19 protein-coding genes are annotated in these 19551 nt (G+C 49.6%); 9 read left to right on the forward strand and 10 right to left on the reverse strand.

From position 1 onward, the window contains the following. Positions 1-31 precede the first annotated feature (31 nt). The 5 genes from rpe to RGU75_RS05475 form a co-directional block, all read right to left on the reverse strand. Positions 32-763, reverse strand: a complete 732-nt coding sequence (rpe, locus tag RGU75_RS05455) for a ribulose-phosphate 3-epimerase (RefSeq protein WP_322233729.1) — start codon at positions 761-763, stop codon at positions 32-34. A 1-nt stretch (position 764) separates the two neighbouring features. Then, positions 765-1547 (reverse strand): HAD family hydrolase, encoded by a 783-nt coding sequence (locus RGU75_RS05460; protein ID WP_322240273.1) that lies wholly within the window; start codon positions 1545-1547, stop codon positions 765-767. Positions 1548-1612: 65 nt separating this feature from the next. After that, positions 1613-2554, reverse strand: a complete 942-nt coding sequence (gene cbbX / locus RGU75_RS05465) for a CbbX protein (protein ID WP_322233732.1) — start codon at positions 2552-2554, stop codon at positions 1613-1615. Positions 2555-2583: 29 nt separating this feature from the next. Further along, complete coding sequence (locus RGU75_RS05470; RefSeq protein WP_322233735.1) at positions 2584-3003, reverse strand: ribulose bisphosphate carboxylase small subunit; 420 nt, start codon at positions 3001-3003, stop codon at positions 2584-2586. 68 nt (positions 3004-3071) lie between these two features. Continuing rightward, the gene (locus tag RGU75_RS05475) at positions 3072-4535 is read right to left on the reverse strand and encodes a form I ribulose bisphosphate carboxylase large subunit (protein WP_322233738.1); all 1464 of its coding nucleotides are present in this window, start codon (positions 4533-4535) and stop codon (positions 3072-3074) included. A 272-nt stretch (positions 4536-4807) separates the two neighbouring features. Between RGU75_RS05475 and RGU75_RS05480 the strand changes: the two genes are divergently transcribed. Then, positions 4808-5719: a LysR family transcriptional regulator gene (locus tag RGU75_RS05480; RefSeq protein WP_322233740.1), complete on the forward strand. Its 912-nt coding sequence runs from the start codon at positions 4808-4810 to the stop codon at positions 5717-5719. Between the two features lie 205 nt (positions 5720-5924). Here RGU75_RS05480 and RGU75_RS05485 read toward each other — a convergent pair whose 3' ends face one another. From RGU75_RS05485 to RGU75_RS05500, 4 genes are all read right to left on the reverse strand, one after another. Then, positions 5925-6509, reverse strand: a complete 585-nt coding sequence (locus RGU75_RS05485) for a cytochrome b (protein ID WP_322233742.1) — start codon at positions 6507-6509, stop codon at positions 5925-5927. Further along, a complete protein-coding gene (locus RGU75_RS05490; RefSeq protein WP_322233744.1) occupies positions 6506-7558 on the reverse strand; it encodes a beta-propeller fold lactonase family protein in 1053 nt (350 codons plus the stop codon). Before RGU75_RS05490 ends, RGU75_RS05485 begins: the two co-directional genes overlap by 4 nt. Before the next feature lie 75 nt (positions 7559-7633). Continuing rightward, positions 7634-9829 carry a TonB-dependent receptor gene (locus RGU75_RS05495; RefSeq protein WP_322240275.1) on the reverse strand — a complete coding sequence of 732 codons (2196 nt, stop codon included), beginning with the start codon at positions 9827-9829 and terminating at the stop codon, positions 7634-7636. Positions 9830-10235: 406 nt separating this feature from the next. Further along, positions 10236-10910, reverse strand: coding sequence for an ankyrin repeat domain-containing protein (locus tag RGU75_RS05500; RefSeq protein ID WP_322233746.1), 675 nt, complete (start codon positions 10908-10910; stop codon positions 10236-10238). Between the two features lie 225 nt (positions 10911-11135). Between RGU75_RS05500 and RGU75_RS05505 the strand changes: the two genes are divergently transcribed. The 8 genes from RGU75_RS05505 (at position 11136) to RGU75_RS05540 (ending at position 18770) form a co-directional block, all read left to right on the forward strand. Continuing rightward, positions 11136-12860, forward strand: coding sequence for a pyrroloquinoline quinone-dependent dehydrogenase (locus RGU75_RS05505; protein WP_416186787.1), 1725 nt, complete (start codon positions 11136-11138; stop codon positions 12858-12860). 120 nt (positions 12861-12980) lie between these two features. After that, positions 12981-13556: a c-type cytochrome gene (locus RGU75_RS05510; RefSeq protein WP_416186850.1), complete on the forward strand. Its 576-nt coding sequence runs from the start codon at positions 12981-12983 to the stop codon at positions 13554-13556. Positions 13557-14044: 488 nt separating this feature from the next. After that, the gene (gene pqqA / locus RGU75_RS05515) at positions 14045-14119 is read left to right on the forward strand and encodes a pyrroloquinoline quinone precursor peptide PqqA (RefSeq protein WP_322240279.1); all 75 of its coding nucleotides are present in this window, start codon (positions 14045-14047) and stop codon (positions 14117-14119) included. A 166-nt stretch (positions 14120-14285) separates the two neighbouring features. After that, entirely contained in the window at positions 14286-15212 is a 927-nt protein-coding gene (gene pqqB / locus RGU75_RS05520) for a pyrroloquinoline quinone biosynthesis protein PqqB (RefSeq protein ID WP_322233750.1), read from the forward strand. Continuing rightward, complete coding sequence (pqqC, locus tag RGU75_RS05525; protein WP_322233752.1) at positions 15209-15940, forward strand: pyrroloquinoline-quinone synthase PqqC; 732 nt, start codon at positions 15209-15211, stop codon at positions 15938-15940. Before pqqB ends, pqqC begins: the two co-directional genes overlap by 4 nt. A gap of 70 nt (positions 15941-16010) precedes the next feature. Continuing rightward, the gene (pqqD, locus tag RGU75_RS05530; RefSeq protein ID WP_322233754.1) at positions 16011-16274 is read left to right on the forward strand and encodes a pyrroloquinoline quinone biosynthesis peptide chaperone PqqD; all 264 of its coding nucleotides are present in this window, start codon (positions 16011-16013) and stop codon (positions 16272-16274) included. Positions 16275-16279: 5 nt separating this feature from the next. Then, positions 16280-17497, forward strand: a complete 1218-nt coding sequence (gene pqqE / locus RGU75_RS05535; RefSeq protein WP_322233756.1) for a pyrroloquinoline quinone biosynthesis protein PqqE — start codon at positions 16280-16282, stop codon at positions 17495-17497. 274 nt (positions 17498-17771) lie between these two features. After that, entirely contained in the window at positions 17772-18770 is a 999-nt protein-coding gene (locus RGU75_RS05540) for a GlxA family transcriptional regulator (protein ID WP_322240281.1), read from the forward strand. A gap of 172 nt (positions 18771-18942) precedes the next feature. Here RGU75_RS05540 and gfa read toward each other — a convergent pair whose 3' ends face one another. Further along, positions 18943-19518 (reverse strand): S-(hydroxymethyl)glutathione synthase, encoded by a 576-nt coding sequence (gene gfa / locus RGU75_RS05545; protein WP_322233758.1) that lies wholly within the window; start codon positions 19516-19518, stop codon positions 18943-18945. Between the last annotated feature and the right edge of the window lie 33 nt (positions 19519-19551).

A 19551-nucleotide genomic window follows, 5' to 3' on the forward strand; every position in this document is an offset into this window, starting at 1 on the left:
GATACGATTGTATTTGTAGTTGCATCAATTTTTACATCATCCGTTCTGCATTAAGCTGTGAACGCAGTTGCTGCATGATGGTGCGATAACCTTGATCAGCATCCGGCGCGCCGAACACGGCGCTGCCTGCGACGAATGTGTCTGCTCCCGCACGCTGAATCGCAAGGATGTTGTCTGCCTTGACGCCGCCGTCGACCTCCAGCCAGATCTCCTGACCACCAGCAGCCAAATGGGCATTAATGCGTGCACGCGCTGCTTTGAGTTTGGTGAGCGTACTGGGAATAAATTTTTGCCCACCGAAGCCCGGATTGACGCTCATCAATAGAATAATGTCAATTTTATCCATGACGTAATCCAGCACATCCAGGGGTGTCGCTGGATTAAAAACCAATCCAGCCCGACAACCGTGCTCGCGAATCAAGCTCAATGTACGATCAACGTGACGACTCGCCTCTGGATGGAATGTAATAATATTCGCGCCCGCTTTAGCAAACAGCGGTATCAACGCATCCACCGGCTCGACCATCAAATGGACGTCAATAGGTATCGTCACATGTGGGCGGATGGCTTCGCACACCATCGGTCCCATGGTCAGATTTGGTACGTAATGATTGTCCATCACATCAAAATGAATCAAGTCTGCTCCTGCAGCTTCAATGGCGCGGACTTCCTCGCCCAGTCGCGAAAAGTCTGCGGACAAGATTGATGGTGCAATACGAAGTCCCTGCGTTGTCGACATGGAAGAGATGTGTGGAGTAGTCATGTTATGCCGCTTCAAATAGAGTGCCGTAATGCCAGCGGCGCAGTGCCGCCAGGTCGACCCAACGCTGGTCGGCGCCGGGAACATGTTGATGCATGGGTTGATCCGGATCGCCAAGATGCGGCACTATCAGCAATGCGCCTGCAAACTGCTGACCAGCGGTAAAAGTACTCGGCGTGATCAACGTAGGAATCCCAGCCGCAACGGCTGCACGCAGCCCGTTCTCGGAATCTTCGAAAGCCAGACAATCAGCGCCGGGCAACCCAAGCGCTTCCAGCGCAGCCAGATATACATCCGGTGCAGGCTTTTTATTTTTGACCGTCGAGGCATCGCAGACCGCGACAAAGAACTGTCGCCAATCGTCGCCTAAAGACGTCCGCAATAGTGCATCGATGTTGGCCGGTGTGGTGGTGGTAGCAATCGCCATCGGCATACCCGCTGCGTGCGCCTCATGTATCAATCGCAAGATTCCAGGCCGTAAAGACAATTTGCCGCCACTCACCAGCGCTGCATAATGTTGCGTCTTAATGGCGTGTACGGCGTTGATGGTTTCCTGCACTTTGTAACCACTGGATTCGTCGGGGTCGATAATATTCCAGTAGTGCAGCAATCTTTCCTTACCGCCGGTCACGTCAAGGAGGCCGGCATAAAGTGATTCATTCCAATGCCAGTCAAGCCCGACTTCAACAAATGCCGCATTGAAGGCATTGCGGTGAGCGGTTTCGGTATCGGCTAACGTACCGTCCACATCAAAAATTAGCGCGCGTAGTGTCCCTGCGGTACTCATGCTGCTGGCAGTTTCGGCGGCTGCAACGTTATTTGGAATAGTTACCTGCGACTGCGTTTGCATTGTTAGTGCTCCTTTGTGTCAATCAGCGAAGGTCCCTGCGCAAATACGCGGCTTGCCAATAAATCGGGAGCGGTAATAGTGGTCAACGTCACGTCATTCGCTGCAGAGTCGGCATCGTTCATCAAGCGCGAAGCATGTCGCAAACGTGCACGATCCAGCGCATTACGTACACTGCGGGCGTTAGCAAAATGCGGCAACAACATACGACGATTCAGATAGTCAGAAAAAACTGCAACCGCCTCATCATCGAACCGATACTGCATCGTCTGCAACATTAGATCGGCAATCTGGGATAGTTCTCCCGTACTGTAATCAGGAAAATCGATGTGATGAGCAATGCGCGACGACATGCCAGGATTGGACTCAAAAAATTTATCCATCCGGTCTTTATAACCGGCCAGAATCACCACCAGATCATCGCGACTATTTTCCATCACCTGTAATAAAATTTCGATTGCTTCCTGCCCGTAATCACGCTCATTTTCAGGGCGATAGAGATAGTAAGCCTCGTCAATAAACAACACACCGCCCATCGCCCGTTTCAGCACTTCCTTAGTCTTAGGTGCGGTGTGACCGATATACTGGCCGACCAGATCGTCGCGTGTGACGGCGATCAGATGACCTTTTCTGACGTAACCCAGGCGATGCAATATCTCCGCCATTCTTAAGGCAACGGTGGTTTTACCCGTACCGGGATTGCCCGAAAAACACATATGCAGACTCGGTGCCCCCGCCGAAAATCCTCGTTCTGCGCGTAGCTTGTCGACTAGCAACAAGGCGGCAATATCGCGAATACGCTGCTTGACAGGTGCAAGACCAATCAATTCGCGATCCAGTTGCGCTAACAATTCGGTAATACCAGAAGCTGCCAATGCTTGTGCAAAGGGGTTTCCTGATGCGACCGGATCAACTGGCACGGCAGATAAGATATTCGGCGTTTGCATAATTCACTCGCTCTTAAAAAAATAACGGACTAGTACCGCGCACCTTCCGGCTTGGCTTGCACCGCATAACTCTCGATGCTGTAACGAATCGTCCGCCCCGCTTCCTCGTGCCGCACCAATCTAAAGCCAGGCTCGACTTCAGGACGATTGACGATGAACGCCATCACCAGCGACTCTACACCCTGACTCGAATCAAACGCCGTCAGGCGGATGTAATACTGGGGAAACGTCTTCCGACAATTGGTCAGTTCCTGCATAATGCCTGCCGGATCACGCAGATCAAACATCGGCGGTCCAAACATTTCCCAATAGGTGTTGCGCGGATGGGGATCGTCGGTATATTCAACCGCTAACGCCCAGCCTTTTTCGAGACAATAATCGATTTGCTTAGTGATTTGTGCGTCGGTCAGATCGGGCAAAAATGAAAATGTGCCTTGAGTAATTCGCATGATGATCCTCTTCAATTCTATAATTAACGTGATGCGCGGATGAACGATTTTTTACCGTAAATTCAGGTTTATGAAACCGAAGCAGTCGGTGCAAAATCAGACGTATCGGTTGATGCATAGTTGAATGAAATCTCACCCCATGTATCAAGCGCCGCTTTCAATGGTGTACACCACTTGGCTGCATCACGCAGGATTTGTGGTCCTTCATTTTTGATATCGCGGCCTTCATTACGCGCCAATACCATCGTCTCCAACGCCACGCGGTTAGCAACTGCGCCCGCCTGGATGCCTTGCGGATGACCGATCGTACCGCCACCGAACTGCAATATCACATCATCGCCAAACAGGTCCAGCAACTGGTGCATTTGTCCCGCATGAATGCCACCGGAAGCGACCGGCATCACCTTGCGCAATGAGCCCCAATCCTGATCAAAAAATATTCCGCGCTCCAAGTCCATCTTGGTCTGTGTATCGCGGCAAATATTGTAATAACCCTGCACGATCATTGGATCGCCTTCAAGCTTGCCAACTGCTGTACCTGTATGCAAGTGATCGACACCGCACATACGGAGCCATTTTGCAATCACGCGGAACGAGACGCCGTGGTTCTTCTGACGTGTATAAGTGCCATGACCAGCACGATGCATGTGCAGCATCATGTCGTTCTGACGACACCAGTAAGACATCGATTGGATCGCAGTCCAGCCGACTACCAAATCGACCATGACGACCACCGATCCCAACTCCTTAGCGAACTCGGCACGACGATACATTTCTTCCATCGTTCCAGCAGTGATATTCAGGTAATGACCTTTGACTTCACCGGTTGCTGCGGTGGCGCGATTGACCGCTTCCATCACGAACAGAAAACGATCGCGCCAATGCATGAACGCTTGCGAATTAATGTTCTCGTCATCCTTCATGAAATCGAGTCCACCCTTTAAACCTTCGTAAACAACGCGGCCGTAGTTACGTCCTGACAAACCCAATTTAGGTTTGGTCGTCGCACCGAGCAAAGGGCGTCCAAATTTATCCAGGCGTTCACGCTCAACGATGATCCCGGTCGGTGGACCTGGGAAGGTTTTGATATAGGAAACCGGAAACTTCATGTCTTCCAGACGTGCTGCTTTTAACGGTTTGAAACTAAATACATTACCGATAATCGACGCGGTAACGTTGGCAATGGAACCGTCCTCAAACAATGACAAATCGTAGGCGACCCAACAAAAATATTGACCAGGATTGTTCGGTACCGGATCAACCCTATACGCTTTGGCACGATACATATCACAAGCGGTCAGGCGATCAGTCCATACGACGGTCCAGGTCGCAGTCGATGATTCCCCGGCGACTGCGGCAGCGGCCTCAATCGCATCAACGCCATCTTGTGGCGTGATACGGAAGAGGGCCAGGATATCTGTTTCCTTCGGCACATAGTCTGCATCCCAATAACCCATTTGGGCGTATTTCAAAACACCTGCTGAATAGCGCTTCTTTGAATCCATGATCTGACCTGCGTCGTTGCTTCCCATCGTGCTCTCCTCAGTTGGGCCGATACCCGTTTAACAACCTCAGGACTTTGTGTAAGTCCTTTTTAAGTGTCACCAAAAAATCGTGCAAATCAGGTGTATCGACGCAGGCATCACGCAGGTACGACAAGAAATTTCAACAACATCTACACGAGACTTTGGTTGCACTTGCCTATGGACTTCACTATATAAAACGACTAGCATCAGGTCTAATAAATAAAACTAAAATGTGCATCAGAAAATACTTATAGGTAAATCTTAATTCGAGGTTTTTTATGCGCCGCTACACTCTTCGTCAGCTGGATACTTTTCTTTTGGTCGCACGCGAACTATCGGTCTCCGGCGCGGCAGAAAAAATGCACGTCACGCAGCCTGCGGTATCGATGCAAATGCGGCAACTTGAGGAAGCCATCGGCATCCCGCTGTATGAACAGATTGGTCGCAAGATTCGCCTGACGGATGCGGGCCAGGATTTCCAACAATATGCGATTGGGGCCATTGCACAATTGAAACAACTAGAAGATGCGATGGCAGAAAGGCGTGGACTCAAGAAGGGACGCGTGGAACTGGCAATCGTCAGCACGGCGAAGTATTTTGTGCCGATGCTATTGGTATTGTTTCGCAAAAAATTCCCTGCAATTGAAGTCGTACTGCAAATACACAATCGTGAAAGCATCATGAATTTGCTTGCGCGCAATGAGATTGATCTGGTAATCATGGGCCATGCGCCGGATACGCTGGATTGCACCGCCAACATATTTGCTACCAACCCGCTAGGTGTTATCAGCGCACCGCAGCATCCGCTGTCGCGCAGACGAAATGCGCCGCTGTCGATCCTCGAACACCATGAATTTGTCGTACGAGAAAAAGGCTCGGGAACGCGCCAATTGATGGAACGCCTGTTTGCGGAGTACAAGATCAATCCACCCATCGTGATGGAAATGCCGAGCAATGAAACGATCAAACAGGCGGTCATGGCGGGCATGGGACTGAGTTTTTTATCGTTGCGGACGATCCGGCACGAACTGGCATCCGGGCATTTGGTTTTGTTGGATATTGAAGGATTACCGATTGTGCGACACTGGCACGTGACGCATTTAACGTCAAAAAGGCTCTCACCAGCGGCCCACGTATTAAAAACATTTCTGATCGAAGAAGCAGCGCCGTTAATCAATCTTTGGGCTTAATCTCGATGGAGCACCAACGGCGTTGCGCCGTCCAACCATGTTATGTGGTGCGACGTTCAATACCCGCCGCTGAGTTGATTTTGCGTCGGCCCGATTTTAGCTCATTGAAAATGACTACAGGAAAACATTGCTTAGTTCCAACTGAGTTACAGACTAAGTTAGAACCCGAGCTGCGCAATTTATTCAATGCAACATCGAACCAATATTATGGCCGTAATATGCGTTGAAAAATGCCATCCCGATCAATCAGCAGATGCTTGAAAGCGGCCAAAACATGCAGCACGACCAGTGCCGTAAATACCGCACCTGCCACATAATGGATAAGGCCAAAAAGATCGCGCAAACCCGGATCTTCCCAGCCCCATTTAGGTAGAGGAATGCCAAAAAACTTCACACCATATTTGTTGAACGACGACGATATATAACCACTCGTCGGCTGCACAATCATGCATAGATACAATAGGCGATGACTCCATTGCGCAGCACGTGCTTCCCAGCGCGGCATGGCGTTCGGCAACGGCGGCGCACGGTGTGTAAGACGCCAGGCCAAACGTATCAATATCAATACGCCGGTCATCACTCCGATGGATTTATGCAGGTTAAAATAAAACGCGCGCCCCGGCGTGCCTTTGGGTACATTGATCATGTAATAGCCCAATATAAGCATCCCGATGATTAACAATCCAACCAGCCAATGCAGGGCGATCGCAGGCAAGCGGTAACCGGCTAACATGCCGCCGAACGTGCCTCTTGACCTGTCGTTAGACGCGTACTTGGTTGGCGTGGTCATCTGATAGCGACGCCCCAAGGTAATTCACCGACAGGGATTTCTTTACTCACCAGGTTGGTATCGGTATCAATGACTGATACCGAGTTAGAGCGACCGTTGGCAACATACAATTTTTTGCCATCCGGTGTGATCGCCATATTCCACGGACGTTTGCCGACCGGAACAGTCGCCACCACGGTATTGGTCGCAGTATCGATGACCGAGACTGTATAGTCTTTACCGTTCGAAATATAAACACGTTTGCCATTTGGAGCCATGGTGACGCCGTTCGAGAACGTGCCAGCCTTTACCTGCGCGATCACTTTGTGGGTCGCAACATCGACTACATAGACCATGCTTTCAAGTTCCGCTGCGATGTAAGCACGCGTGCCGTCGGGCGTGAAGGCGATGCCGCGAGGACGTTTTCCGAGCTTGACCAGATCAACTTGCTCACGCTTGGTCATGTCAATGATATCGATCGAGTCTGCCTCTTCAGCGCTGACATAAAGCCATTTACCATTCGGGCTAAATTCCGCATGTTCCGGATTCTTACCCTTCGTCTTGATGATGAATTCTTGTTTGTTTGTCGCCGTGGAAATGAAATTCACCGAGTTGGTAATTTCACTTGCTGCCACGATCCAATCACCAGCCGGTGAAATCCCCACACCTTCAGGCGACTCTCCGACTGCTACAGAGCCGACAACTGCTCGGCTACCCAAGTCAACGATTGATAACGAATTGGTCGGTTGGTCACTGACGTATAAGGCTTTTCCATCATGGCGCACTGCCAGACCGCGTGGCTTGGTGCCTGCCTTGATTTCGCCAACGACGGTATCGTTGGCGGTATCAATAATAGAAATAGTGCCCGATTTTTCGTTAGGTACGTAAGCAAAAGGACTGGCGCTGGCAATGCCTGGCAACAGTCCGAGTGAAAAAACTGATAACACTGCACCGATCAAGATCGCGCCACGCACCGCGCCGAAAGCGGCGCCAGAAGTATGCGATGCACAGATAGGAAGACCATTGAGGGCAACGTTTGAAGAATTTTTACGCAGAAAATGACACTTCATGATGGTGATACCTTTAAAAGAATTTAGCAGAATAATCAGATGGAAGATTCAGACGACTTTGACATGAAGCCGCCATCAGCTCCACGAGTATCTCAAACCGATCCAACCACCACGCGGTGCGCCTGGGCCGATAAATTGCTCGTTGGAGATACTGCCACCGTCAAACGAATGCCCTGGCCCATTGAAAAAATTTTGACCGATAACGCCAAAATTTGCATATTGACGATTAAATAAATTATCTATCCGAGCAAAGATTTGCAATTGCTTGGTAAGCGAATACGTGGTGTCAAGATTAACCATTGTGTAGCCAGGAATCTTGCCGTTCGTATCCTGATTATTTTCGTCGCCACGCGCATAAACATTACTGCGGTAGACCACATTAGTACCAATGTTCCAGCTTGACGTTGGTGCATAGTCAAAGCGCAGCTTGAGGGTATTTTCTGGAATACCCGGCAACTTGTTGCCGCGATTGACGGTGATAACACCCGCTGCACTGGCGCTTGAATTACTGGCGCTGTGCTCGTCGAAGCCGGTCTGATAGGTTGCATCGATATAGCTATAACTCGCTGTCACGCCGACTGGTCCGACCATCGTATGGGCTGCAACTTCTGCTCCTTGCCGACGGGTCTTGCCCACATTTTGAAAGTATCCGGTGCTGGCAGATGCGCCGCTGCTGCTGATAAATTGGATGTCGTTATCCAGTGCGGTTCTAAATATCGAAGCACTCCAGCTGGATACGGGACCCAATTTTCCACGTAGACCAAATTCACCCGTTCTGGCGATAACCGGCTTTAATGCAGGGTCGGCGATGAAATCGTTCGGTAACGAACAAGGAGCGTTTGGATCGGCGCAAGCCAGTTCGATCGCAGTTGGGGTGCGCATGCCTTCGTTATAGGTGGCGTAGGCAGTGATCGCCGGGCTCGGATTGTACGTCAGGCCAACGCCGGGATTAAAACGAGTAAACGTATTTTTCCCGTTCAATAATGGCTGATTACCCGTTTGATCACTAATATTCACCCGTGCATAGTTATAGCGACCAGAGCCGGTCAATGACCATTGGTCGTTGAGCGCTAATGTATCGGAAATAAAAATGGCGAGATTGCTATTATGGGTTTTGGCGTCAGTTCCAGACATAAAGGCGTCCAGACCAATCGTATCCCGGCTAGCAGTGAAATCAGCATCCTGTCTTGATTGCTTGAAGCGTGAATTAGCAAAATCGCCGGATACACCAACCACCAGTTGGTTATTCATGTTGCCCAGCTTACCCAAATAACTTAGTTGCGCCCCGAAACCATAACTGCCTTGGTCAATGACCGAACGGGTATTATTAGCCGGCACCGGATTATTAACGGCGTCGTAGTCCCCATTGACGTTACTACTAATATTATTGTTATGGTAGTTTTTATAATACGCATTGGTCGACAACTGCAATTTTTCATTGAAGAAGTGGCTCGCCGACAAATTCCAAAGCTGCGCACGGTTGATGTTTTCGTCCGGGAAGGTATAGGCCTGACGGCGATTATTTAAAAATGCGCGCGGGATAGTTTGCGTACCCTGCAAGTCATTGTCAGCCGCCGTCAAACTGAGCGCTACCCTTGTGTCAGCGTCCTGATAACCGAGCTTACCGAAAAATTGCTTTACGCTACTCGGATTGTGATCGCCCCACCCTTTATCTTTTGAGTCGTTGGCAGTCAGAAAATAATCGATATTGCCAACCGTTCCGCCCTGCTCCACTTCTACCGTCTTGCGACCGAACGATCCACCAGAGACTTCGACCTGACCGCCCGGGTTATTTCGACCATCTTTGGTTGTGATCGCGAGCGCACCGCCGAGCGTATTTAAGCCAAATACCGGGTTCGAACCCGGCATTACTTGCAGGTTCGCAATAGCTGATTGTGGCAACAAATCCCAATTGACAACATCGCCAAACGGCTCATTGATACGCACACCGTCCTGAAACACAGAAAGACCTTGTGGCGTGCCTAAAAGTGGCGATGCGGTGAAGCCACGATAATTGACGTCGGGCTGGTACGGATTGCCTTGCGCCGAATTGATCGTGACGCTATTCAGGTTTTGCTCCAAAAATTCGGTGATATTGCCAGCGTGTTGACGCGTAATCTCTTTTCCCGCGACTGTTTGTATATTTGCGGCAACGTCGCGCAATGGCAAACCGAGGCCAGGAAGCGGCGTGGTTCCGTTAACAACAATCTCGGATAACTTCTCATCGGCTACAACTGCACCACCAGCGGCAAAAACGGGGCCTTGTAACATCAGCAGGACGCTGCCGAGTGCAAGTTCACTTGCGCCGGGTAAAGATTTCCAATGCGCCATCTTTTAATCTCCTATTTGTCTTTTTTTTAGTTGTGTTTTCGACCCACAATTGTATAACGTGAGCCAACAATCATTCTTTTATGCAATATCCATGCCGACCAGATAACGTTCGGCAGAAAAGCTTCATAACGGTGAAGTGGGGGATACTGCTGGGCTAAGCAAAAGTATTCAAAAAAAAGCAACACTTTCAATCGCGTACCCCATCTTCATTACGTGACTAATACGTGACACATTAGTCGGTAAAAAATGTGGAATGCGCGTTGGATACGGAAGAACTGCGCTGCGCTCAAGAAGTATTGGAACGCCAATACTTCCGGTAATGCGTACGCAACCCAATGAGAGTTGTTTACAGTGGTTTTAGCAGTTTGACGACATCCAGCTGGCTATTTTCATCTGCCATCTGCAATGCGGTTTTGCCACGGTTGTCGACCATGTTCACGTCTGCACCCTGATCCAGCAGTGCTTGAACCGTCGCTAGGTGACCGGCACCGCTAGCCCACATCAGCGCGGTAAGCCCGTTTGGATACACTGTATTAACTTTAATGCCGCTGGTAGCGCCGGTCTTTAACAGCATGTTTACGATCTCGGTCTGTCCGGTACCGGCCGCGTAGACCATGGCGGGTTTGTGCATTTGATCGACCGCATTGACGTCGGCTTTTTTGTCGATCAAAATCTGCGCCATGGCAGGCCGACCATAATAAGCGACAGCCATTAAAGGCGTCACCCGCGCAACGTTTGCCAGATTAACGTCCGCCCCGCGCTCTATCAGCATTAGAAGGATGTCCGTTTGTCCGTTTTTGATGGCACTCATCAATAGCGAGTCGCCGATTCTATTGCGCGTATTGGGCGATGCCCCAAGTTCGATAAACTCTTTGAACGTTTTTGCATTTCCGCTTCGAGCGGCAGCTAAAGCCTGGCGATTCAAGTCCACTTGCTCGTCGTTGGCATGGACGGCGTTCAGCCATCCCGATCCTAGTATTAAAAAAATGATTGAAAAAGTGATTGATCGAACTACGCGCATGTTTTGTTCCTGTTAGTTGTATCGGATGCATAGAATTTAGCTATTAAGCTCATCATTCTATTTTTAATACATTGCAATATGAAATAGGGATATTATGCCAAAACAGAATTAAGAACTAGGCAAATCACTGTCTGTTTTTTGATACTCAAAATGTTTTAACAAAAAAAAAGCATAATCAAAAGTAAAAATTTGTGTTGCATAGGCAACCTTACCAAGGGGATAGTAATGCGTATTTCAAGTTATAAAACAATAGGGCAATTCGCTCTGGCAGCAAGCATGATAGTTGCCGCAGGAATGTCCAGCGGGCAAGAAACCGAAGGCGGTGCCGGTATTAAAATACAGCCAATGTCGCAAGCGCTGGCTCCCGTCAGCCAAGCGATGCTGGATGGTGCTGCTAAAGACAGCAAAAACTGGTTGCACACGAATGGCGACTACGGCCAGACGCGCTTTTATCCATCTGCGCAAATCAATTCGAAAAACGTTGCAACACTGAAGCCTAAATTTATTTTCCAGACTGCTGTTGTTGAGTCGATGGAAACTGCGCCAATTGTGGTCAATGGCGTCATGTTTCTGACCACCGCCTATAACCACGTGTACGCAGTTGATGCAGTCACCGGTCAGGAATTCTGGCATTTCAAACATAAGATGGGGCCAGTGACGACGTTCTGTTGCGGTCCAAACAATCGCGGCGTCGCGGTCTCAGACGGTAAGCTCTATATGGGCACACTAGACTCCAAGCTAATTGCGCTGGACACCAAGACCGGTAAGCTATTGTGGGAAACTGAAATCGCTGATCCTGAAAAAGGCTATAGCGAAACAATGGCACCAACTGTTATCGACGGTAAAGTCCTGATCGGCACAAACGGTGGTGAATATGGTATCCGTGGCTTCGTCAAAGCATTCGATACTAATACCGGCAAGCTGGTCTGGACGTTCTACACCATTCCAGAAAAAGGTCATGAAGGCGTATGGGCGAAAAACGACGCAACCGGCCGTGATATGCACCGTGACATCGCTGCTGAAAAAGTCGCGTTTGCCAAGAAATCCAACTTCCATGAAACCTTGGGCGGCGGTGTCTGGACTACTCCGGCAATTGATCGCGCCACTAAGACGGTGTACTTCGTAGTCGGCAATCCATCGCCTGACCTATACGGTGCAGAGCGCCCTGGCGACAACTTGTATACTGATTCACTGGTCGCCATCGACCTTGATACCGGTGCATACAAATGGCATTTCCAGTACATCGCGCACGACGTATGGGATCTGGATGCTGTAAGCCCACCGATTCTGGTCGATGTTAAAGACAAGAGCGGCAAGATGATTCCTGCAATCGTACACGCTGGCAAAACTGGTCACGTCTACGTGCATGATCGTCGCGACGGTAGTTTGATTCGTTTTTCAGATGCGATGATTCCACAAGAAAACATGTGGACTTTGCCTACTGCAACCGGTGCACGCATGTTGCCGGGCGCAAATGGTGGTGTTGAATGGTCGCCAATGGCCTACAACGCAGGTGCACGTTTGACCTATGCGCTGAACCTGAATCAACCGATGACTTATCAGGTTGATGGATCGAACTATCCAAACGGCAAGCTATGGCTTGGCGGCGCGTTCAAAAACGCAGCTGGCGAAGAGCAATCGGGTAACGTAACGGCTGTGAATATCGATACCGGCAAGATCGCATGGCAAGCAAAAACCGACCAACCAATGATCGGTGGCGCGTTGGCAACTGCTGGCAATCTGGTGTTTGCAGGCGAAGGTAATGGCTGGTTCAAGGCCTACGACGCAAAAACCGGCAAACTGCTCTGGAAGTTCCAGTGCGGCGCGGGCGTGAATGCACCACCAGTATCGTACTCAGTCAACGGTAAGCAATACATCGCCGTTGCTGCAGGCGGTAATTCACAAATGGATTTCAAACGCGGCAATAGTATTTTTGTGTTTGGTCTGTAATCTGTGATCTGTAACAGGCATTAGGCACGACAATTGCTGTTGAATAACGGAAATAGAGACCGCATCCACCCCTGGCCCGGTCTCTTTTCCTTCTACAAGATCATTTTGGATACGAAACACATGAAAGCTTCCCATATAATTTTTGCGGTGTTGACCACGCTTTCCATTCAGAGTCACGCCGTTGATATCGAAGCGGGTAAGAAAAAAGCCGAGACCTGCATGGCCTGTCATGGAGCAGGCGGCAATTCGGTTATGCCTCTGATTCCAGTGCTTGCAGGACAAAATGCGCGTTACTTGTATCTGGAACTACGAGATTTTAAAGAGGGTGCGCGTGTGAACCCGATGATGAGCCCAATGGCGGCAAATCTATCGAAGGAAGACATGCAGGATTTGGCAGCCTATTTTGCGGCGCAAACACCGACAGCGATTAAATTCACCGCTGATCCGGCTCGGGTAAAACTGGGTTTTGCCAAAGCAGAACAGGTGTTGTGTTCCATGTGTCACTTGGGCGGAATGAAAGGACAAAATGAAATTCCAAAACTGTCCGGACAGCACTATGAATACATAGTGAAGCAATTGACGGATTTCAGAGCACGCAATCGCACCAATGATGCGGGCAATATGACGGCCGTAAGCAAGAACCTGACCGACGATGACATCATCAACCTGTCGCAGTACATTGCTAATATCAACTAGGAATCGTCGATCGGCCGGTTAAGATCGACAACATTGTTTATAAAACCATTCGAGACGGCGGAACTGCCAATCGCCTGACTGTAAGATGGTCGAATAGTGTCATGTTTCTGGTCCGATAATTGAACAGTTGGCGCAACGACTGTGTCAATTTCGAACATATGAATATTATTTGTGCGCAATTGAATAACCACTTGTTGTCATATCGTTACGTGTTAATTACGCGTATTCGATACAGTTTGAGACAATACCGTACCGTATCAAATAGGCGAGCAGTTTAACTCCTATTGATAACATTTACGCAAGACTAGTGATATCAGACAATCACCGATTTCTGCTAGAAGGAACAAAGTTTTGGGCATGAAAATTGCTCTAAATTTAGATGATTGCCTTAATATCAGCGTCCCGCTGAGAGTGAATGGAATAAAGTTTTACCGTAGCAACCACAGTAGCAACCCGTAGTATTTTTTAATAACAACTGGAGATTAAACATGAACTGGACTACACCTGCTTTTACAGATATGCGTTTTGGCTTTGAAATCACGATGTACATTGCAAATCGTTAATTGAGCCTTGCAACTTAGGCTTTGCGGCGATTGTTAACGCAATCGCCGTTCTTCACCCCAACTTTGTATTACTTTGTATTGCATAGTACGTATCACCAGCATCAAGACAGCCAATTTAGCTATTGAATTGCTTCCCTATTAAATCCTCGCTTAATACCTTCTCCACATGAAAATCATCGTATTAGGTTCGGCAGCTGGTGGTGGTTTCCCGCAATGGAATTGCAATTGCCATAATTGCAACGGCCTGCGTAACGGCACCATCAACGCAACAGCGCGTACGCAATCTTCGATTGCTGTCTCAGCCAACGATACCGATTGGGTATTGATCAACGCATCACCCGATATACTGACTCAAATTCGCAACACACCAGCGCTACAACCGAACCGTCACAAACGTGATTCCGGTATTGCAGCGGTGGTGTTGATGGATGCACAAATCGACCATGTCACCGGATTATTGATGCTGCGCGAGGGCAAGCAGCTACCCATTTATTGCACACCATCTGTCTGGGACGACCTCACGACAGGACTGCCGTTAATGCATGTGTTGTCGCATTACTGCGGCGTCCAATGGCATCCATTGCCAACCAATAATCAGTTCACGCACTACCCAGCGATACAAATTCCAGGCATCGAAGGTATTAGCTTTACGCCGCTGCCACTCAAAAGCAAAGCACCGCCTTATTCCCCGCATCGCGAGCAACCGCAAGTAGGTGACAATATCGGGCTGTTGATCGAAGAGATCGCTACCGGGAAAAAATTGTTTTACGCACCCGGTTTGGGCCAGCTGGAACCACACATCAAGGCGGCGATGCATAGCGCAGATTGCGTATTGGTCGATGGCACTTTATGGACAGAAGACGAAATGATCACGCTGGGATTTTCTAAAAAGAAATCAGCTGATATGGGTCATTTGCCGCAATCCGGTCCCGGCGGCATGATTGAAGTGCTGGATGCTATCGGAGCGCCCCGCAAAATTCTGATTCACATTAACAATACCAATCCTATTCTGGATGCAGACTCGCATCAGCGCGCAACTTTAACGCAACACGGAATCGAAGTGGCATTTGACGGTATGGAGATTACGCTATGAACGCCAACACGCGAGAAGCCACTGCGGCAATAGTCGCAGCGCCCTGGAACCGTACAGAATTCGAAGCGCAATTACGCGCCAAAGGTGCTGGATACCATATTCATCATCCGTTCAACGTCAAGATGACCAACGGCGAATTATCCAACGATCAGATCCGCGGATGGGTCGCCAATCGGTTCTATTATCAGATCATCATTCCGCAAAAAGACGGCGCAATTATTTCAAATTGCGATGATCGCGAAACCCGACGTAAATGGGTATTGCGGATACTTGATCATGATGGATGGGAAGAGAATGAAGGCGGCATCGAAGCATGGACCGCGCTTGGCGAAGCGGTTGGCATTTCACGCGAAGATCTGTGGTCGTTGAAATATGTGGTTCCGGGCGTGCGTTTTGCGGTGGACGCTTATCTCAACTTTGCCCGCCGATCACCATGGCAAGAGGCGGTATGCTCTTCGCTGACAGAGATGTTTGCGCCGAAAATCCACAAGGACCGGTTAGCAAATTGGCCGCAACACTATCCATGGATAGAAACGACTGGTCTGCAATATTTCCGTAGCCGGATTTCGCTGGCCGAACGCGATGTCGAGCATGGGCTTGAAGTCACGCTAGATCATTTTACTACCCGCGTGCAGCAAGATCGTGCGCTGGATATTTTGCAGCTGAAGCTCGACATTTTATGGTCAATGCTGGACGCGATTGATAAAGCCTATCCATCACTGCCTTGATTTCCGTAAAAATATATCGGCAGTCAATCCAACCGATTAAGCAACCTCTGTCATCACCATTGATATCACTATGAACACTTTTCCCGAGAAGCCAAAGTTATCCAAACTGTTTCGATTGCAATGGGAAGAGGCGCAGAACAACTATGTGTTGTTGTACCCGGAAGGCATGGTGAAGCTGAATCAAAGCGCTGCCGAAATATTGAAGCGGTGCGATGGTGAGCGTGATTGTGCCGCTATTGTCAGCGATCTGGAGACAACTTTCGGCATGCAAAATCTGCTTGCCGATGTAGAAAGCTTTTTACATACAGCTGATGCACAAGGCTGGATAAGGTGATCAACATGACCGAATTAACGCAGCAAACCGAACCAGTTCAGCAGGTCGAAAATATCGTCGTAACGCCGCCCTTATGGTTGCTGGCAGAACTCACCTATCGCTGTCCGCTGCACTGCGTGTTTTGTTACAACCCGTTGAATTACGCAGAAAATCGCAATGAGCTGACAACCGAACAATGGTTCGACGTCATGCGTCAGGCGCGTAAATTAGGCGCGGCACAATTGGGATTTTCGGGTGGCGAACCATTGCTGCGGGACGATCTGGAAGAACTGATTGGAGAAGGTCGTCGGCTAGGCTTTTACACCAATCTGATTACTTCCGGAGTCGGTTTGACGGAGCCGCGTATTGCCCGCATGAAGGAGTTGGGACTGGACCATATCCAGTTGTCGTTTCAGGATTCGACCAAGGAAATGAACGATTTCCTGACCAGTACCAAGACTTTTGATCTAAAATCAAAGGTCGCAAAACTGATCAAGCAATACGATTATCCGATGGTGCTCAACGTCGTATTGCACCGCTATAATCTGGATCATGTCGACCGTATTATCGAGATGGCGATCGAGATGGATGTTGAATATCTTGAACTGGCCAACACCCAGTATTACGGTTGGGGTTTAGTTAATCGCGCCCATTTGCTGCCATCGCGCGAACAACTCGAGCGCGCCGAGGCAACGGTCAATGCCTATCGCGCCAAGATTGGCAATAAGCTGCGTATTTTGTTCGTGGTGCCCGATTACTTTGAAGAGCGCCCGAAGGCGTGCATGAATGGTTGGGGATCCGTATTTTTGGCTGTAGCCGCCGATGGCACGGCATTGCCTTGCCATGCCGCAAAATCATTGCCGGGTTTTGATTTCCCTAACGTGCTGCAAGACAGCGTGCATGACATCTGGCATCACAGCGATGCGTTCAACCGCTATCGTGGCGACGCATGGATGAAAGAGCCATGCCAAAGTTGCCCGGATAAAAAGAAAGACTTCGGTGGTTGCCGCTGCCAGGCATTGGCCCTGACTGGCGATGCGACCAATGCAGATCCCGTGTGTAGCAAATCCCCGCATCATGGCGACTTACAAAAAATCGTCCTGCACGCGCAACCTAACCAAAAGATCGGCGCACCGCAACATACAACGCAACCGATCCTGTTTCGTACCGACGCCAATTCGCTACGCTTTGCCAATGGCACGCCAAGCGGCAAAGCGCCCAACGCCCTGACAATCGAAAAATAACATGACCACCTCGGCCTGATAGCCGAGGAATTTGCCGCCCAAACGAGTGCGCAGATTACAGCCGCCATCGTCCGACGCTGAACATCGTTTCCGATGCCTTCGCATGAGCACGATGCTCAAAAGGTGGAGTCGCCCCTTCGCTCTCCCCGCGTCCAGCCCGACCATTACATGGTCGCCAATACCCGCTAAAATAGCGAGGCCGTCACAACACATCAACTCTTAGGACTTTTGCAAGACCGTCCCAGTCAAGGCTGTTTTGAATAAACCACCAATTATGCGCAATGACGTACCGATTTCCAAAACACGCACCGTCGACATTATTATTTATCCCGGTTTTAAAGCGCTCGAAGCCATTGGGCCTTTGAAGGTTTTTGACTATACCAATACTTGCCTGCGTCAACGTCAATTGTCGGGGGGATATGAAGTCGCGATTGCGTCGACCAAAATCGGCATGATCGTGTCCGACACGCTCATGTCGCTCGAGGCGACAAAAGCCATCAGCACGCTTGCATTGCCGGATCTTGCCATCATCGTTGGTGCGCCTGATATCGAAAAATCGTTGCAGGATTCGCCGGAGATTGTCGAATGGGTGGCCAATGCTGCACCAAAAATTCAGCGCTTGGCGGCATTATGTACGGGCAGCTTTTTCCTGGCTGAAGGCGGCGCGCTAGATGGTCGACGTGCCACCACGCATTGGCGCTTTTCGGAACGATTGGGCAAAAAATATCCGGCTATAAAAGTCGATGCAGATGCGATATTTATTCGAGAGGGAAATATCTGGACTTCCGCTGGCGTGACCGCAGGAATGGATCTGGCATTAGCCATCGTGGAAGAAGATTTTGGCCGTGAGATTGCGCTCGAAGTCGCACGTGATCTGGTGATCTACTTAAAAAGACCGGGCGGTCAGTCACAGTTTAGCGTGCATCTTTCGAGCCAGATGACAACCCATCCAACGATCCGCGAGTTACAAAGCTGGATTATGTTGCATCTTGATGACGATCTGAGTATTCCTAAACTGGCAGCGAGAATAGCCATGAGCGAACGCAATTTTGCGCGTGTATTTCAGCGTGAGACGGCAGAAAGTCCGGCAGAGTTTATAGAAAGTGCACGCTTTGAAGTGGCACGAAGAATGCTGGAAGAAAACACATCTGCATTAAAGCAAATCGTGCTGAAGACCGGCTTTCGTACAGAAGAAAAAATGCGCCGCGTCTTTCAGAAAAAAATCGGCGTGACACCAAAAGTCTATCGCGAACGCTTTTCAACTACGGTATAGATTCAGATAGTGAGAGGCCGCTCGGTTTGCTTAACTTAACTCAAACCAACTTAACCAAGCAACTCAGCCGAGCACTATTTCACCATGCTGGTAATGCATCACCCGCACAACCGCGCATGGTGATGCAAACCCAGGATGCTGCCGCAGCAGGACGCGCCTGCAGCAATCAAGATTATTGCAGCAAACCTTTAGCTTTGGCGGTATGCGTGGCGATAGCATCCATCAATGGCGGTGACAGGCAATCATAAGGAGGCAAGCCTAGTTCAACCAATCTGGCTCTGACCGCACCCATTGTCTCTGGCTTAGCGCCGGCTTCGATAATCGACGACACAAATGCCGCAAATTCCGGTGGTGCCCATCCGCTTGCTGTCGAGCGCTCGGTGTGAACAAAATCCAGGCCATGGAACGGATGTCCCGTATTTTCAATGCGACCGTACATGTGCACGCCGCACTCTTTACAAGCATGCCGCTGAATAGCAGCACTTGCATCGACAACGGCTAGTTTGTCGCCATTTGCTGTGACGCTTACATTGTCGCGGGAGATGACCGCAATTTGTGCAAACAGTGCACCGTCCGGCTTCCAGCACTTCGAACAACCGCACACATGATTATGCGCAACCTGACCTTTAAGGGCAACTTCCACCTTGTTGCTCGAACAGGCGCAAGAAATGGTGCCACCATCGAAACCAGCTGCAGCTGGCTTAAGTCCGTTATCTACGGCTGGATGGATCTTGACTGAAGTATTCATGAAGCTTCTCCTAGTGGATTTTATGGTTGTGAA

This window comes from Glaciimonas sp. CA11.2, assembly GCF_034314045.1.
Classification (GTDB): Bacteria; Pseudomonadota; Gammaproteobacteria; order Burkholderiales; family Burkholderiaceae_D; genus Glaciimonas.

Coding starts and splice junctions, on each gene's coding strand:
- rpe (WP_322233729.1), bottom strand. CDS start 763: ATGACTACTCCACACATCTCTTCCATGTCGACAACGCAGGGACTTCGT.
- RGU75_RS05460 (WP_322240273.1), bottom strand. CDS start 1,547: ATGAGTACCGCAGGGACACTACGCGCGCTAATTTTTGATGTGGACGGT.
- cbbX (WP_322233732.1), bottom strand. CDS start 2,554: ATGCAAACGCCGAATATCTTATCTGCCGTGCCAGTTGATCCGGTCGCA.
- RGU75_RS05470 (WP_322233735.1), bottom strand. CDS start 3,003: ATGCGAATTACTCAAGGCACATTTTCATTTTTGCCCGATCTGACCGAC.
- RGU75_RS05475 (WP_322233738.1), bottom strand. CDS start 4,535: ATGGGAAGCAACGACGCAGGTCAGATCATGGATTCAAAGAAGCGCTAT.
- RGU75_RS05480 (WP_322233740.1), top strand. CDS start 4,808: ATGCGCCGCTACACTCTTCGTCAGCTGGATACTTTTCTTTTGGTCGCA.
- RGU75_RS05485 (WP_322233742.1), bottom strand. CDS start 6,509: ATGACCACGCCAACCAAGTACGCGTCTAACGACAGGTCAAGAGGCACG.
- RGU75_RS05490 (WP_322233744.1), bottom strand. CDS start 7,558: ATGAAGTGTCATTTTCTGCGTAAAAATTCTTCAAACGTTGCCCTCAAT.
- RGU75_RS05495 (WP_322240275.1), bottom strand. CDS start 9,829: ATGTTACAAGGCCCCGTTTTTGCCGCTGGTGGTGCAGTTGTAGCCGAT.
- RGU75_RS05500 (WP_322233746.1), bottom strand. CDS start 10,910: ATGCGCGTAGTTCGATCAATCACTTTTTCAATCATTTTTTTAATACTA.
- RGU75_RS05505 (WP_416186787.1), top strand. CDS start 11,136: ATGCGTATTTCAAGTTATAAAACAATAGGGCAATTCGCTCTGGCAGCA.
- RGU75_RS05510 (WP_416186850.1), top strand. CDS start 12,981: ATGAAAGCTTCCCATATAATTTTTGCGGTGTTGACCACGCTTTCCATT.
- pqqB (WP_322233750.1), top strand. CDS start 14,286: ATGAAAATCATCGTATTAGGTTCGGCAGCTGGTGGTGGTTTCCCGCAA.
- pqqC (WP_322233752.1), top strand. CDS start 15,209: ATGAACGCCAACACGCGAGAAGCCACTGCGGCAATAGTCGCAGCGCCC.
- pqqD (WP_322233754.1), top strand. CDS start 16,011: ATGAACACTTTTCCCGAGAAGCCAAAGTTATCCAAACTGTTTCGATTG.
- pqqE (WP_322233756.1), top strand. CDS start 16,280: ATGACCGAATTAACGCAGCAAACCGAACCAGTTCAGCAGGTCGAAAAT.
- RGU75_RS05540 (WP_322240281.1), top strand. CDS start 17,772: ATGCGCAATGACGTACCGATTTCCAAAACACGCACCGTCGACATTATT.
- gfa (WP_322233758.1), bottom strand. CDS start 19,518: ATGAATACTTCAGTCAAGATCCATCCAGCCGTAGATAACGGACTTAAG.